Annotated in this window: 16 protein-coding genes; all 16 read left to right on the top strand. The window is 29.7% G+C overall.

Translation table 11 applies throughout. The features are described 5' to 3' along the window. The first annotated feature begins 114 nt into the window (after positions 1-114). Complete coding sequence (locus RSA29_RS13740; protein ID WP_346943402.1) at positions 115-1218, top strand: aminotransferase class I/II-fold pyridoxal phosphate-dependent enzyme; 1104 nt, start codon at positions 115-117, stop codon at positions 1216-1218. 137 nt (positions 1219-1355) lie between these two features. Next, positions 1356-1952, top strand: a complete 597-nt coding sequence (locus RSA29_RS13735; protein WP_346943401.1) for a sugar transferase — start codon at positions 1356-1358, stop codon at positions 1950-1952. Between the two features lie 120 nt (positions 1953-2072). Beyond that, positions 2073-2759, top strand: coding sequence for a Wzz/FepE/Etk N-terminal domain-containing protein (locus tag RSA29_RS13730; RefSeq protein ID WP_346943333.1), 687 nt, complete (start codon positions 2073-2075; stop codon positions 2757-2759). Beyond that, positions 2759-3478, top strand: a complete 720-nt coding sequence (locus tag RSA29_RS13725) for a CpsD/CapB family tyrosine-protein kinase (RefSeq protein WP_346943332.1) — start codon at positions 2759-2761, stop codon at positions 3476-3478. The genes RSA29_RS13730 and RSA29_RS13725 overlap by 1 nt, the downstream gene beginning before the upstream one ends. A gap of 147 nt (positions 3479-3625) precedes the next feature. Next, on the top strand, positions 3626-4300 hold the full coding sequence (locus RSA29_RS13720) for an acetyltransferase (protein ID WP_346943331.1): 675 nt from the start codon (positions 3626-3628) through the stop codon (positions 4298-4300). Further along, positions 4269-5426 (top strand): glycosyltransferase family 4 protein, encoded by a 1158-nt coding sequence (locus RSA29_RS13715; RefSeq protein ID WP_346943400.1) that lies wholly within the window; start codon positions 4269-4271, stop codon positions 5424-5426. Before RSA29_RS13720 ends, RSA29_RS13715 begins: the two co-directional genes overlap by 32 nt. Further along, complete coding sequence (locus tag RSA29_RS13710) at positions 5392-6504, top strand: glycosyltransferase (RefSeq protein WP_346943330.1); 1113 nt, start codon at positions 5392-5394, stop codon at positions 6502-6504. The genes RSA29_RS13715 and RSA29_RS13710 overlap by 35 nt, the downstream gene beginning before the upstream one ends. A gap of 9 nt (positions 6505-6513) precedes the next feature. Then, a complete protein-coding gene (locus tag RSA29_RS13705; RefSeq protein WP_346943329.1) occupies positions 6514-7401 on the top strand; it encodes a glycosyltransferase family A protein in 888 nt (295 codons plus the stop codon). Between the two features lie 12 nt (positions 7402-7413). Next, the gene (locus RSA29_RS13700) at positions 7414-8514 is read left to right on the top strand and encodes an EpsG family protein (RefSeq protein ID WP_346943328.1); all 1101 of its coding nucleotides are present in this window, start codon (positions 7414-7416) and stop codon (positions 8512-8514) included. 1 nt (position 8515) lies between these two features. Continuing rightward, positions 8516-9688: a glycosyltransferase family 1 protein gene (locus RSA29_RS13695; RefSeq protein ID WP_346943327.1), complete on the top strand. Its 1173-nt coding sequence runs from the start codon at positions 8516-8518 to the stop codon at positions 9686-9688. Continuing rightward, positions 9660-10850, top strand: a complete 1191-nt coding sequence (locus tag RSA29_RS13690) for a glycosyltransferase (protein ID WP_346944441.1) — start codon at positions 9660-9662, stop codon at positions 10848-10850. Before RSA29_RS13695 ends, RSA29_RS13690 begins: the two co-directional genes overlap by 29 nt. Positions 10851-10857: 7 nt before the next feature. Continuing rightward, positions 10858-11925, top strand: coding sequence for a glycosyltransferase (locus tag RSA29_RS13685; protein ID WP_346944440.1), 1068 nt, complete (start codon positions 10858-10860; stop codon positions 11923-11925). A 1-nt stretch (position 11926) separates the two neighbouring features. Then, entirely contained in the window at positions 11927-13096 is a 1170-nt protein-coding gene (locus RSA29_RS13680) for a CDP-glycerol glycerophosphotransferase family protein (RefSeq protein WP_346943324.1), read from the top strand. Between the two features lie 28 nt (positions 13097-13124). After that, on the top strand, positions 13125-14171 hold the full coding sequence (locus RSA29_RS13675; RefSeq protein ID WP_346943323.1) for a glycosyltransferase: 1047 nt from the start codon (positions 13125-13127) through the stop codon (positions 14169-14171). A 23-nt stretch (positions 14172-14194) separates the two neighbouring features. Continuing rightward, on the top strand, positions 14195-15382 hold the full coding sequence (locus RSA29_RS13670; protein WP_346943322.1) for a glycosyltransferase: 1188 nt from the start codon (positions 14195-14197) through the stop codon (positions 15380-15382). Between the two features lie 45 nt (positions 15383-15427). After that, positions 15428-16624 carry a glycosyltransferase gene (locus tag RSA29_RS13665; RefSeq protein ID WP_346943321.1) on the top strand — a complete coding sequence of 399 codons (1197 nt, stop codon included), beginning with the start codon at positions 15428-15430 and terminating at the stop codon, positions 16622-16624.

Genomic DNA, 16624 nt, shown 5'->3' with positions numbered 1-16624 from the left:
AAAGCAATAGAGTTGGAAGAACTAAAGTTAAATGATAAGAATTTTATTGAAATTGATACTAAAGCATGCAAAAAAGATAAACCAGGTAAAAGAATATTTCTTTCATCACCCCATATGGGTAAGGAGGAAATGAAGTATATACAAGAGGCTTTTGATACGAATTGGATAGCACCATTAGGTCCTAACGTGGAAAATTTTGAGAGGGAAATGGCTAGTTATGTAGGGGTAGATGGAGGTTTAGCCTTGGTTTCGGGAACAGCAGCTATTCATATGGCATTAAAGCTTTTAGGCGTAGAACCAGGAGATTTGGTATTTTGTTCTTCACTTACCTTCGTGGCAAGTTGTAATCCAATAATATACGAAGGGGCAAAACCGGTATTTATTGATTCAGAAGAACAAAGTTTAAATATGTCTCCAAAGGCTTTAGAAAGAGCATTCCAATATTATAAGGAGAGAGAACTAAAACCTAAGGCAGTAATTGTTGTTCATCTTTATGGGCAAAGTGCAGATATGGATAAAATATTAGAAATTTGTAATAGATATAAGGTTCCAGTAATTGAAGATGCGGCTGAATCTTTAGGAGCAACTTATAAAGGGAAACAGACAGGAACCATGGGTGACTTTGGCGTATTCTCTTTCAATGGAAATAAAATAATAACTACATCAGGTGGTGGAATGCTTGTATCAAACCACATAAAAGGTTTGCAAAAAGCACAATTTTGGGCTACACAAGCAAGGGATGAGGCACGGCATTATCAACATTCAGAGCTTGGATACAACTATAGGATGAGTAACGTAATAGCTGGAATCGGAAGAGGTCAGTTAAAGGTTCTTAATGGAAGAATAGCAAAAAAGAAGAGTATTTATGAAAAATATAAGAAGGCTTTCAAAAATATAGGAAACATAGAAATGGAAGATATATGTAGTTACGGCAAATCAAATCACTGGCTAAGTGTAATAACATTAGACAAAAAATCAGCAGTAAAACCAATAGATATAATAATAGCCTTAGAGGAAGAGAATATAGAATCAAGGCCTATATGGAAACCAATACATCTTCAACCATATTATGAAAGATATAAATTTTTTAGCCACAATGACATAGGGTTAAGTGTATCAGAAGATGTGTTCCAAAGAGGTGTATGCCTTCCGTCAGATACAAATATGACAGAAAAAGAACAAGAAAAAGTTATAAAAATTATTAAGGACTTATTTTGATATACATTGAAGCTTTAAGTTAGATTAGAAGTTTACATTTTATAAGTAAAATTTATCCATAGTTTGATTTGTCATTGAGATTTAGTCATTAGAAGAAAGAAAAGATAAGTTTCTATAGAAGAAAAGATAGGGGATATATAGTATTGAAAAGATTATTTGATATAACTGTTTCAACAATAGGAATTATTATTTTATTACCAATATTAATATTTATATCATTACTAGTGAGAACTAAACTTGGAAGTCCTATTTTCTTCGTACAGAAGAGAGTAGGTAAGGATAATAAGGTTTTTAACATGATAAAATTTAGAACTATGTTAGAGGTAAAGGATAAAGATGGAAAAGAACTTCCGGACAGCGAAAGGTTAACTAAGCTAGGAAGGATACTAAGAGCTCTTAGCATAGATGAAATGCCAGAACTTATTAATGTTATAAAGGGAGATATGAGTTTAGTAGGACCAAGACCATTACTGGTGGAGTACTTAGAGAAATATTCTAAAGGACAACTAAGAAGACATAATGTTTTACCAGGGATTACAGGGTGGGCTCAGATTAATGGAAGAAATGCTATTTCTTGGACAGAGAAATTTAGATTGGATCTTTGGTACATAGACAATTGGTCATTACATTTAGACTTTAAAATTATATTGTTAACTATATATAAGGTAATTAAAAGAGATGGAATAAACCAAGATGATAAGGTCACAATGGAATATTTTAATGGAAGCAACTGAAGTTAAGGTTAGGTTAACTTATCACGGATAGTAGTTATGATTAGCATACACTTATATAAAAAGGGGTTTAGAAAAGATAAAGAATATTGGTTTAACTAAGAGAAGAAGGGTGAGGAATTAATGGAGGAAAAATTAATAAATTTTGATGAAATTATATATTTGTTTAAAAAAAAGTTTTGGATAATTATAGTTGTAACTGTACTCGCAACAGGATTTGGGTCATATAAGGCTTCGCTTATGACACCAAGCTATAAAGCATCGGCAAAAATATTTGTAGGTAAGAGTGATGTGCTTATGGACTACTATTCAAAGCAGGAAATACAATATTATAGCGAGTTCATGAATACCTTCAAAGAAATAATTAAACTAGATGATTTTTTAAATGAAACTCTAAAAAAGCGTAACATCTCAAAATCATCTTTTGAGGTTAAAAACTCATTAGGGTTCACAGCATCAGAAAATACACCAATATTTACAGTTACCTATACTAGTGGAAATGAAGAGGGAGCTGCGGAGGTATTAACTGCAATTTGTGAGGAATTTAATGAGCAGGCAAAGAGTATCCTTCCAGGTGTAAAGCCAAGGATTATAGACAGCGCTAAGGTATATCCAATATTTCCAAATAAAAACAGAGTAGTGACTATGTTCTTCGGAATAGGTGTAATCCTATCAATTGGAATAATAATTGTATTGGATTATTTAGATGACACTGTTAAAACTAGAGGGAAACTAGAAAAACTATTGCCAATACCAGTATTAGGAGATATACCAAATCACGAAAGAAGCTTTAGGAAGGAGAAGAGCTAATGTTTATTTATGCGAGAATGCCACATTCCATATCAGCAGAATCCTATAAATCAATAAGAACAAGTGTTAAGTATGCATCTATAGATAAGCCAATTAAGATATTACAAATAACTAGTGCCTTGCAAGGGGAAGGTAAATCTACAGTAGCAGGGAATCTAGCTATTTCATTTAGTGAAACGGGACATAAAGTACTTGTAATAGACTGTGATCTTAGAAGACCATCGCTACATAGAAAATTTGGGGTTTCAAATTCACTTGGTCTTACAGATTGTTTAATGGATAGAACTAAGACAGCTGAGGCTATTCAATTTTATAGTCCAAGACTTTCAGTTATTGCATCTGGAACAATACCGCCAAATCCAGCTGAAATTTTAGGATCAAGAACCTTTGAAAAATTCCTGAAGGATATAAGTGCAGATTATGATTATGTGATTTTAGACACACCACCATTATTAGCAGTAACAGATTCACAACTTTTAGCAGGCAAGGCAGATGGAGCCATACTGGTGGTGAGATATGGAAAAACAAGAGAAAGACATATTAACAATGCCTACAAGGAATTAGTTAAGGTTAGAGCCAATGTTATAGGAAGTATATTAAATGGTTGTGATATGAATAGAAGAGATACCTATTACAGATATTATGGGGAAAGTAAAAAGACATTTTTCAAGAGAAATAAGAAAAAAAAAAAGAGATACAGAAGTATAGATATTCAATAAATGAAAGTATTTAAAAGTAAAGAGAATTATAGAAGTTAAAACAGTAATGTGAATCTAAAAATAAAATAACTAGATAGCACAGAAAGTGAGAGTGAAAAGAAAATTTATTAACGTAAATAGCGAATAGAGATATTAGAGGTGTAGAAAGTGAAGGATATAGTCATTATAGGATCAGGAGGAGTTGGAAGAGAAGCTTCATTAATAATTCAGCAAATAAATGATTTTAAACCAACTTGGAATGTAATTGGATTTCTAGATGACAATCCTAATAATTTAGGCAAAGTTTTAAATGGATATGAAGTTATAGGGGATGTTAATTCAATAAAATTCATTGATGAAAATACCTATGTTATTATAGCTATTTCAAACTATAAGGTAAAGAAAAATATAGTTTCTAAATTGAATGGAAGATTTAGATTTGCAACGCTAATTCATCCAAGGGTATTAATTCATGATTTTATGACAGTTGGGTATGGAACAATAATATATGAAGGGGCCATTTTAACTATAGATATTAATATTGGTGAACATGTGATAATAAGTCCTAAGTGTGGAATAGGACATGATTCCATTATTAGAGATTATGTTTCCCTTCTATGGAATGTAAATATTTCTGGAGCAGATATTATTGAAGAGGGAGTATTAATAGGATCTGGGGCCACTGTGATTCAAAATCTAACAGTAGGAAGAGAATCAATAATAGGTGCGGGTTCTGTAGTTGTAAAAAATGTACCAGCCTACTCTACAGCAGTAGGTATTCCAGCAAAAATAATAAGAAAAGGTGACATTGATGAAAAGGATATTATATGTAACAACTCTTAGTAGAACAATTAATGCTTTTTTAATACCACATATAGAAATGTTAAAGAAAGATGGCTACAAAGTGGATTGTGCATGTTGCATAGACAAGCCGTTAGACAAGTTCTTTATGAATAGTGGGATAACGGTGCACGATATACCCTTTAATAGGAATCCTTTAAGCATGAAAAATTTCAGTGCTTTCAGCCGATTAAAATATATGCAGAGGATTAATGAGTATGATATTGTCCATGTGCATACTCCGGTAGCAGCTATATATGTAAGGCTTTTGAAACTAAGGTTTCCTAGGCTGAAAGTTATATATACAGCCCACGGATATCATTTTCGTAAGGGTGGCTCGAAGCTAGGATGGTTAATTTATTATCCGCTTGAGAAGCTTATGGCAAAGCTTACAAATGTGACAATAAATATTAATAAAGAAGATTATGAAATAACTAAGAAAAAATTAAAGCCAAAGAAGTGTTATCAAGTAAATGGTGTGGGACTTGATTTGAAAAATTATAGGAAGTTGTCAACACAAGAGATATCAGTAAAGAAACAGGACATTGGCTTGAAGGATGGGGATTTTGTAGTATTAATGATTGCTGAATTTAATAAAAATAAAAATCAAATACAATTAATAAATACAATGGAGATGCTTAAGGATAAGTATCCAATGATAAAAGCTATATGTGTGGGTGATGGAGATAAGCTTCAAGACTTAAAGTATCAGGCAAGTAAAGCAGGTGTTGAACACAATATTATTTTCTTAGGATTCAGGGATGATATTAATGAAATTATTAATATAGCTGATATGGGAGTGCTGTTATCATATAGGGAAGGTCTACCAAGAAATATAATGGAACTTATGGCAAGTGGAAGGAAGGTTATTGCAACTGATATAAGGGGCAGTAGAGATATTGTTTGTAATGAAAGTGTTGGGACATTGGTTAAGATTGGAGATGTGAAGGCAACAGCAGATGCTATTGTAAAGTATTATTTGGATGGAGATAAAGAGTTTAAGATTAGTGATGAGATAGAGAAGTATGATGTTGAAAATATAAAGAGTGAGTTGTTAGAGATTTACAAAGGATTAGAGGGAGGTGGATTTTTTCATGAAAAAAGTATTGCATATATTGCCAATGAATAAGCTTAGTGGTGCTGAGAGGATGGCATTGATTATGTGTAAAAATATGAAGGTGTATGAACCAGTAGTTGTATGTGGCGGGGAAATACTTGAGAGTATTTTTAAAAAGAATGGAATTAAGAGCTATTCCTTAAAATTTTCAAGTAAGAGTATAATAACTACTATTATAGGACTTAGAAGAATTATTAAGGAAAATAAAATAAGGATAATTCATGCACATGATAATATGGCTTCTTTAGTGGGATATTTAACTAAGCAAATATTTGGTTTAGATGTGAAGGTTATTTCTCATATACATAACTGTTATCCATGGATTAAAGAAGGTGGATTTAATAAGAAAATAGATTCATTTATAAGGCCAAAATATGATTATAACATAACATGTGGAAGTGTAGTTTATGACTTTTACAAGAAAAACACAAATTACTTTAACACTTACAATAGTACTATATTATCAAATTCCATGGATATAGAAGAGATAACTGGTGTTGATTCAAGTAAAAGTGAAGAAATTATAAAGAAGTATAATATTCCGAAAGATAAAAATATATTAGGCTTTATTGGAAGGGTATCAGAGCAAAAGGGGATTCTGCCATTTATTAATGAATTTGTAGGGTATAAAGAAAACTTTAGGGATTCTATAATATTATTAATTGGAAGTGGAGAACAAGATGTACAGGTTAAAAATCTAATAAAGAAATTAGGATTAGAAGAATTATTCATTTTAACTGGAAATCAAGAGGATGTGTATAAATTTTATCCTATTATAGATGTATTCTTCTTACCATCAACATATGAAGGATTACCTATGGTTATATTAGAAGCTATGGCTTTTAAGAAACCAGTTATTTCAATGAACGTAGGTAGTATAAGTGAGGTAGTTAATAAAGAAACTGGAGTATTGATTGAAAAAGGAGATTATAAAACCTTTGTAAGTGAACTTAGAAAGATAAAAGACGATAAGAATTTAATTAGTGCCTATGGAAATAGTGGATATAAGTTTATCAATAAAAATTATAATATAAAGGATTATGTGAATAAGGTTGAAAATCAATATGATAAGTTAGATATTGAATGTTAAGGAGGAATTATGAAACCGTTATTAACAATATTTACTCCCACCTATAATCGACAAGACTTGTTAGCGAGATGCTATGAAAGCTATAAAAGGCAGATTAGTGATGATTTTATTTGGATGATAATAGATGACGGATCCACAGATAATACAAGCGGGCTAGTGGATGATTGGATTAAAGAAGATAAAGTGAGAATTAAATACATTTATCAAGAAAATCAAGGAATGCATGGAGCACATAATACAGCCTATGAGAATATTGACACTGAATTAAATACCTGCATCGATTCTGATGATTATATGCCTGAAGATGGTGTAGAAAAAATATGTAGTTTTTGGAGGGTAAATGGTTCAGATAAGTACGCAGGGATAGCAGCGTTAGATGCCTTTGAAAACGGACAAGTTATAGGGACCAAGTTTCCACAACGGTTAACTACTTCTACAGTATTTGGAATGTATCATAAAGAGGGTATAGTTGGAGATAAAAAACTAATTTATAGAAGTGACTTAACTAGAAAGTATCCTTATCCAATATTTCAAGGGGAAAGGTATGTTGGCCTAGCTTATAAGTATTATAAGTTAGATCAAGAATATGAAGTTTTATTAATGAATGAAGTTGTTTGTATTGTAGAGTATCAAGAGGATGGTTCTAGTATGAATATGTTAAGGCAATATAAAAGAAACCCAAGGGGATTTGCTTTTTACAGGATAGAAAATATGAAAAATCCAATGGGGTCATTAAAATACAGATTTAAAGAATGTATACATTATACGTCAAGTAGTCTTATGTCAAGGAATAAGAAGTTTTTAAAGGAAACACCATGTAAGTTGTTAACATTCTTAGCTATACCATTTGGAGTAGCATTATATTTTTATATAAATAAGAAAGTATCAATAATATAGAAAGGAGAAAACATGAAGGTTTTTTATTTAACATTAATATCAACGTACATATTTTCATTATTAGCACGTATAGGTAGAAAGAGAAGTGAAAAAGCTGGATTGTTTTTCGTGATAATAATTATTGCTATACTATCACTAGTTTCTGGACTAAGAAGTGGTATAGGGGATACAGGTATGTATAAACATTTATACACTTTAATAGGGCCAGGTTATGATGCAAAGGGAGGCTATGAACCTGGGTTTATATTGTTCTTAAAAATACTTAAAGGAATTTCATCAGATCCTCAATTTATGCTTATGGTTACATCCATAATTATAAACGTATTAAATATTAATACAATTTATAATTATAGCAAAGATAGCTATTTTGAATTAGGAATATTTATGTATATAACATCAGGGTATTATATAGTGACAATGAATGGAATAAGGCAGAGTTTAGCGGCAGCAATAATATTTTGGGGAACAAAATATATCATTAATGGCGATTTTAAAAGATTTCTGATATTAATTTTACTTATGAGTACAATACATAATTCGGCATTAATTTATATTCCAATATATTTTGTTGTAAGAGCAAAAGCATGGGAAAGAGCAACTAATATATTATTTGGGTTAACTTTAGTTGGATTATTTTTATATCAACCAGTTATGACCATTGGCATGAAATTGTTAGGAAGCACAAGATATGCTGATTATGCTTCATTTAATGAAGGTGGAGCTAATATCTTGAGGATTGCTATATTTATTGTACCTGTACTCTTAGCATATTTAAAAAGAGATGTAATTAAAGAAAAATGGGAATATGGTGATGTGTTTGTAAACATGAATATTATTTGTTTGATTATAATGTTATTTTCATCATTTAACTGGATATTTGCAAGATTTACAATGTATTTTCAATTATATAGTTTTATTTTGTTACCATATATAATAAAAAACTGTTTAGTTGGAAAAGAAAGAAGATTAATATATTTGGGATTAATTGGTGGATATTTTATATTCTTTTATTATGATCAAGTTATTACTATGAATATGGTCTATAAAGGAGTATTTAAATGGGAAGATTTCTTTTACGATAATAAAGAATTATCAATAATATGGGGGGGATAATGTGAAGAAGAAAATATTACATGTAACAGGTGCAATGAATATGGGTGGAACTGAGACAATGTTAATAAACTTATACAGAAAAGTTAATAATGATATAATCTTCGACTTTATCTCTTACTCACAAACGGAATCTTATTATGATAAGGAGATAAAGGCTCTTGGTGGAAACGTAATTAGACTAGAGGAGCCTAATAAATCAGGATTCTTTAAATCAATAAATGACCTAAGAAAGATTATAAAAAATAATGGACACTATGATGCAGTGCATACTCATATGTTGTTTAACTCTGGAATAGCTATGGTGGCGGCATTTTTGTCAGGAGTAAAGGTTAGAGTTTCACATGCCCATACTACCAGTGATAATAGTATTACATGGATTAGAAAGATATATATTACGGTTATGAGAATTTTAATAAGAATATTCTCTACTAATTTGCTAGCCTGCAGTGGTGCAGCAGGAAAATACTTATTTGGACATAGAATTGTGAGAACTAAAAGATGTAGTATCATTCCTAATTGTATAGATTATGAAAAATTTATTGATTATGAGGATAGAGATAGATCTATAAGAGGAGAGTTAGGGATAGCTAAAAATGACATTGTAATAGGACATATAGGAAGATTCATACCAGCGAAGAATCATAGTTTTCTACTTGAAATAATAGCAGATTTAGTTGGAAGAAATCCTAGGGTTAAGTGCATTTTAGTTGGAGATGGGGATTTAAGAGAAAGTATAGAATCAGGTATTAAGAGGTATAATCTTGAGAATAATGTGTATTTACTTGGAATAAGAAATGATGTTGAGAGAATTTTTAAATCTATGGATGTATTTGTTCTTCCATCCACATATGAAGGTCTTGGATTAGTATTATTAGAAGCACAAGCCTCAGGAATACCATGTATAACATCTCAAGCAATTCAGCCTGAGGCAGATTTGGGTATAGGCTTAATAAAAAAGCTAAATCTTCAAGCAAATATTGAGATTTGGAGCAAAAGTATCCTAAAAGTAGTAAATCATAAAAAGCGAGATAAGGCGCAGATAAGAGATGCCTTTGAAAATAAAGGATATACCATAGGAGCTATAAAAAATACACTCTATTCAATTTATAGTTTAAATGGAGAGATAGAGGAAATGGGTGAAAGTAGTGAAAAATATATTGATAACATCCTTTGATATGGAAGTTGGAGGAGTAGAGAGAAGCTTAATAAATATGTTAGAAAACTTTGACTACGATAATTATAAAGTTGATTTAATGCTTTATAAACATAGTGGAGATTTCATGAAGTTTTTAAAGGGGAGATTTAATTTATTAAAAGAAATTCCAGAGTATGCTTCCTTCAGAAAATCAATAGTACAGCTTTTAAAGGAAGGATACTTTAAACTAGCTTATGCTAGATTAAAGGCTAAAAGGAATGCCGGAAAATATGATGAAAAGTTTAATCCACAAGAAGAAAGTTGCGTTCAAATGCAGAGAATGTGGCAATATTCACTTAAATATTTGCCTTCTTTGGAAAAGGAATATGATGTGGCAATAAGTTATTTGTGGCCTCATTATTTTATAGCTGATAAGGTAAAGGCTAATAAGAAAATTGCCTGGATCCATACAGATTATTCTAAAATACATACGGATACTGAAGAAGATCTATCTATGTGGCACAAGTTTGATTATATTATAGCGGTATCAGAAGAATGTAAGAATGCTTTTTTAAAAAAGTATCCAACACTTTATAAAAAAGCAAGGGTAATGGAAAATATAGTTTCACCAGAGTTTATAAGAACTATGGCAGAAGAACCAATAGAAAAGCAATTTAAAGAAGATAAGTCCTTTAAGTTAATGACAGTTGCAAGGCTATCTACAGCAAAAGGAATAGACAATGCAGTTAAGGCTTTAAAAATTCTTCATGATAGGGGAAATACTGATATCCGTTGGTATGTAGTTGGCTATGGTGGTGATGAAGAAATGATTAGAAATCTAATTAAAGAGAGCAAGTTAGAAAATGACTTCATTCTTCTTGGAAAGAAGGTAAATCCTTATCCATATATGAAAGCCTGTGATATTTACGTACAACCTTCAAGGTATGAAGGAAGGGCTGTTACAGTTACGGAAGCACAGATACTAGGGAAAGCTGTAGTAATAACAAATTATACAACAGCCAGCAGTCAATTAAAAAATGGCTTAGATGGATATATATGTGAGCTTTCTATAGAGGGAATAACAGACGGCATAGAAATTATTTACAAAAATATACATAAAAAGAAGGATTTGGAGGAGGGTTGTAGAAATAGTAATTATGGAAATATGGAAGAAATGAGTAAAATATATAAATTGATGTGATAAAATTTTGATTAATATTTATGGTATGGGTGATAATATGACGGTTTCAGTAATAGTACCAGTTTACAATGGCGAAAGATATATTGATAAATGTATTGATAGTATTTTAAGTCAAAGTTATTCCAGTTTGGAAATAATAATAATTAATGATGGATCCAATGATAAAACGGATGAAATTATTAAGAGTTATTTAGAAAAAGACTTTAGAATTAAATATATTACTCAAAATAATAGAGGGGTATCATATTCGAGAAATCAGGGAATAGAAATTTCATATGGGGAGTATGTAACCTTTGTAGATTCGGATGATACTGTTGAATCTGAATATATAAATTATTTAGTGAAATCAGTAACTGAAAATGATTCGGATATAGCAGTATGTGGATATATAGATATATCTGAATATGGAGTTATTAACCTAAATGATTTTTATAATGGGAGTTCTATCTTACAAAAGGATGAATTCATAAGTAGAATATTTAAAGGGGTTGGTGGAACTCTTTGGGGAAAGATATTTAGAAATGACATTATAAAAGCAAATAATATAAAAATGAATCCAGATATATATATGTGTGAAGACATGCTGTTTGTCCTTGAATATGTGATGAAATGTAGGGGATTTGGAACTATAGAAGAAAGCTTATACAATTACAATAGAACCAATGAGAGCAGTATTTCATCAAGAATAAACTTTAATTATTTCAATAACATGATTGAAGTTATGAATGAGATAAAAAGCATACTTATTTTTAATGGATATAGTGAAGGGTATATAGATTCAATTTTGTGTGAAAGAACAAAAAACTTGGTGTTTTCTTTTTCTATAATGCAGCATAATAGAAAACATGGATATAGAAGGCAAGAAAAAATAAGAAATTTTAAGTACATGTTTAGTGAAAATTATTTTAAAAAGTATAAAGGAATGTTTCAAACCAATAATATGAATGAAAAAATACTAAAGTATCTGTTGAATAGTGAAAATATTAAGATGGTTTGTGGATTTTCTCACTGTATATATGGGATAAACAAGCTGAAATACAATATTAAGAAAAGACTGAATTTGATAGGAGGGTAACATGAAGCTTAAGAAACACGTAAAGGATTTTTCTAAAATATTCATTGGTTATATATCATCAAAATTTATGAAATTAAAGAAAGAAAATAGAGATATTTGGTTAATTTCTGAGAGAAGAGATGAAGCAGAGGATAATGGATACCATCTATACAAGTACATAAGAGAGAATTATCCAGAAAAAAAAGTATACTACATTATTGATAAGACTTCCAAATCATATGAAAAGATTAAAAAGTATGAGACCGTTATTCACCATAATTCTTTAAAACACTATATATATTACTTTTTATCGGACAAGCATATTTCAGCTTTTCAGTTTTTTGGAGTTCCAGAAGCGCCGATACTTTGGTGGTTAGAGAAAAAAAGGTTTATAAAGAAGAAAAAGGTGTTTTTGCAACATGGGATAACAAAGGAAATGCTTCCATTTTTAAAATATGAAAACACTAACTACAGAAATTTTATTTGTGGAGCTAAACCGGAATATGAGTATATTAAACAATATTATGGATATCCAGATGAAAATGTGAAATATTTAGGGTTTTGCAGGTTTGATAATTTACATAATAATAATGAAAAAAATCAAATATTAGTAATGCCAACTTGGAGACAATGGTTAGGAATGACTAATGAAGAGAATGATGTTTTAAAAGACGAAGCGCAGTTTTGTGAATCAGAGTACTTTAAAACTTATAATTCCTTAATAAATAATTCTAGATTGAATAAATCGTTAAAAGAATACAACATAAAATTAATCTTTTACCCGCATCCTGAAATGCAAAGATTTATAAAATTATTCAAAGTTAATTCAGATAACATTAAAATTGTAAGTAGAAAAAACAGTAATCTTCAAGAATTGTTAAAAACATCTAAAATATTGATCACAGATTATTCTAGTATTGCTTTTGATTTTGCATACATGAGAAAACCTTTGATATATTATCAATTTGATCAAGAAAAATATTATGGTAAACACTTTGAAAAGGGGTACTTTGATTGTAGTAGAGATGGATTTGGAAAAGTAATAAAGGATGAAGAGAGATTGATAAGTGAAATTGAGACCTTGATAAATTTAAAAACAGATGAAAAATATATTAAAAGGGCTAAAGAATTTTTTTCTTTATATGATAAAGAAAACTGCAAGCGTACTTATGAAGCTATTTGTGATATGTAGAAATATATATTAGAAGGAGAGAAATAGAATGAAACCAAAAATAAGTGTAATAGTTCCCATATATAATGTTGAACAATATTTAAGTAAATGTATTGATTCATTAATAAATCAATCTTTAAAATGTATTGAAATTATACTAATAGATGATGGATCTACCGATGAAAGTGGTGTAATAGCCGATGAGTATTCTCGTATTGATAATAGAATTGTAGTTATTCATCAAGAAAATTCAGGACAAGGAGTTGCAAGAAATAAGGGGATAGATATTGCAGCAGGTGAATATATTGGATTTGTAGATTCAGATGATTGGATAGATAGTGATATGTATGAAAAACTGTATTATTTAGCTATTTCAAATTGTGCAGATATAGGAGTATGTAGTAGAAAAATTTATGATGAGAATGGGGTGATTGGAAGCATAAGATATGTTGAGGAAGAAGAAGTTATTGAGATAAGTTCTGATTTTGTTTCTTATACCATTAATCACTTATTTTATCCACACACAGTATCATCCTGCAATAAGATATACAACCGCAGTTTAATTGAAAATAGTAAAATTAGATTTAAAAATGTTAAAGAAGTAGGGAGTGAAGATGCACTTTTTAATTATTGTATACTTTTAAATTCTAATAAAATTATAACAGTTAAAAATGTATTTTATAATGGATTAGAAAGAGTTGGTTCAACAACAAGAGAATATAAAGAGGGAGCAATGAAGCGTACTGCAAATTTAATTAAATATATTTATCAATATTCTAATAAAGTTAATAAAAAAGAAGTTGCTTATTATACTGCACCTCTTATGTTATTATTTTTTCAACAATGGAACTATAACTATATAAAAACATTTGGTTCTAATTCGCTACGAGAAAATATTATAAAGGAACATAAGATGCTACGTGATGAAAAATATTTTAAATATGCAGAAAAAGAATTGGTGATTAACAGAAAACTTAAAAGATATTTGAAAATGATGGGGTATAGCTGGAAGGGAATAATGTTTATAAAATTATATATGATATTTAGCTATTTAAACATTTATAGTTTTGCAGCTAAAATAAGAACTGCGATATAGGGATTCTTAGTAGGAGGATATAAGTGAAAAAAGTATTATTTGTAATAAATTCATTGACTATTGGTGGCTCAGAAAAAAGTTTGGTTTCACTCTTAAATCTATTAAATTATAGCAAATATGAAGTTGATTTGTTAATGATTAGAAAAGGCGGGGAATTTGAAAAATATATACCTTGTCAAGTAAATATATTAAAAGAATTGGATTATTATAGATATTTAGTTAATCATAAAGATAGTGAAGGATTTATAAAAAAATCGAAATTTAAATTTTTTAGAATTAAAACTTCAATTAATCTAAGAAAAAATATAAGGCAAGCAAAGCCTCTTCACACTGAACAGATTTTGTATAAAAGCCATAGCTCTTTGCTAGAGAATATGAGAAAGGAATATGATATAGCAATAGCATATAGTCAAGGGTTACCAACATATTTTGTAGCTGATAAAGTTAAGGCGAAGAAAAAGTATGCATGGATAAATTGTGATTATGAAACAACAATGTATGATAAACAATATGATGAACAGTATTATGCTAAGTATGACAAGGTAGTGGTTGTTTCTAACAGTATAAAAGAATCAATAATACGTATAAAGCCAAATTATGAATCTAAATTAGAGGTAATTTTGGATGTAGTAGATTCAAAATTAATACAAACTATGGCAGAAGAGAAGAAGCCTTTTGAAGATAAAACTTCAATAAATATACTGACAGTTGCAAGATTAGTGATTGTGCATAAAGGATATGATACGGCAATAAAAGCTGCAAAACTATTAAAGGATAATGAATGCAATTTTAAGTGGTTTGTTATTGGAGATGGTCCCGATAAAGAAAAGATGAACAAAATTATATTAGAGAATGGATTAGAAAATCATTTTATCCTATTAGGAGAGAAAGCTAATCCATATCCATATATGAAAAATTGTGATATCTATGTTCAGCCTTCAAAGAAAGAAGGATTTGGATTAACTGTTGTAGAGGCTAAAATATTGAAACGACCTATAGTGTGTACAAATTTTAACACAGCTAAAGAAATTATAAAAAATGAAGTTGATGGATTAGTAGTAGACCAAACACCAAAAGCTCTTTTTACTGGAATACAAAGGTATTTAAAGGATAAAACATGTATTAACTTAATATTAACTAATCTAAATTTAATTGGTACTTATAACTCTATTAGTGAAATAGAGAAAATAAATATATTGCTTAAACAGTGAAATTTAATCTAATTAGTATTATTAATTACTTAATGTGGAGGAGTTATGAGTATCTCAATATTATTTGTAATAGATTCACTGCATTGTGCGGGAGCTGAAAAGAGCCTTACAACCCTACTAAATTTATTAGATTACTCAAATTATGAAGTGGATTTACAACTGCTAGGTTATGGTGGGGATTTGGAAAAGTTATTACCAAACAAAGTGAATTTACTAGAGCCATTACCATACACAAATTTTTCAAACTTGGGTATTAAAACAGCAATATTAAGGTCAGTATTTAAACTTGATATTACAAAGTTACACTCCAGAATTTTATATTCATATAAAATTAGAAAAGCAAATTATACAGTTGCTCAGAAGGCAAGGATATTTTGGGAGTGCGCTTCAAAATCAATAAAACAATCTAAGAAAAAATACGATATAGCCATAAGTTATGCGCAAGGAGTTCCAACCTTTTATGTAGCTGATAAGATAAAAGCAAATAAAAAGTATGCTTGGGTTAATGTGAGTTATAGATTACAAGATGAGGAACATAAATTTCAGAAAAAATACTATGACTGTTTTAATAATATAGTTGCAGTATCTGAATCTACTAAAGAAATATTTATAGAGAATTATCCAGAATATGAAAATAAGATGAAGGTAATTTTAGATATTAATGATTATAAAATTATTAATAATATGTCTACTACAGGTGAAAGGTATAAAGATAATTTTGAAGGATTAAGGATATTAACAATAGGAAGACTTGCTTATCAAAAGGGGTATGATATAGCAGTCGAAGCATGCAGAAGATTAAAGGAGAATAAAGTGGATTTCAGATGGTATGTACTTGGAAAGGGTTATCAAGAACAAGAGATAAAAAAGTGGATTAAAGAGATGAAAATTGAAGATAACTTTAAATTGATCGGAGTAAAGTCTAATCCGTATCCATTTATAGATGACTGTGATATTTATGTTCAAACCTCGAAATTTGAAGGCTTTGGAATTGCTATAGCAGAAGCCAGAATGTTGAATAAACCAGTAGTAACCACAAGATTTGATGCTGTGTTTACTCAAATGCTTCATGAGAAAAATGGGCTAGTAGTAGATATGAATGGACAGGCTGTTTGTGATGGAATATTAAGATTAATTAATGATAAAGAGTTAACTAATTCAATTATAGAATACTTGGAAAACGAGAAAAAGGGAAATACAGAAGAAATTGAAAAGTTTTATGAACTTATAGAAACAACCTAA

It is taken from the genome of Clostridium sp., from assembly GCF_036660475.1.
Classification (GTDB): Bacteria; Bacillota; Clostridia; order Clostridiales; family Clostridiaceae; genus Clostridium_J.
This window is presented reverse-complemented; position numbering and strand designations above follow the sequence as displayed.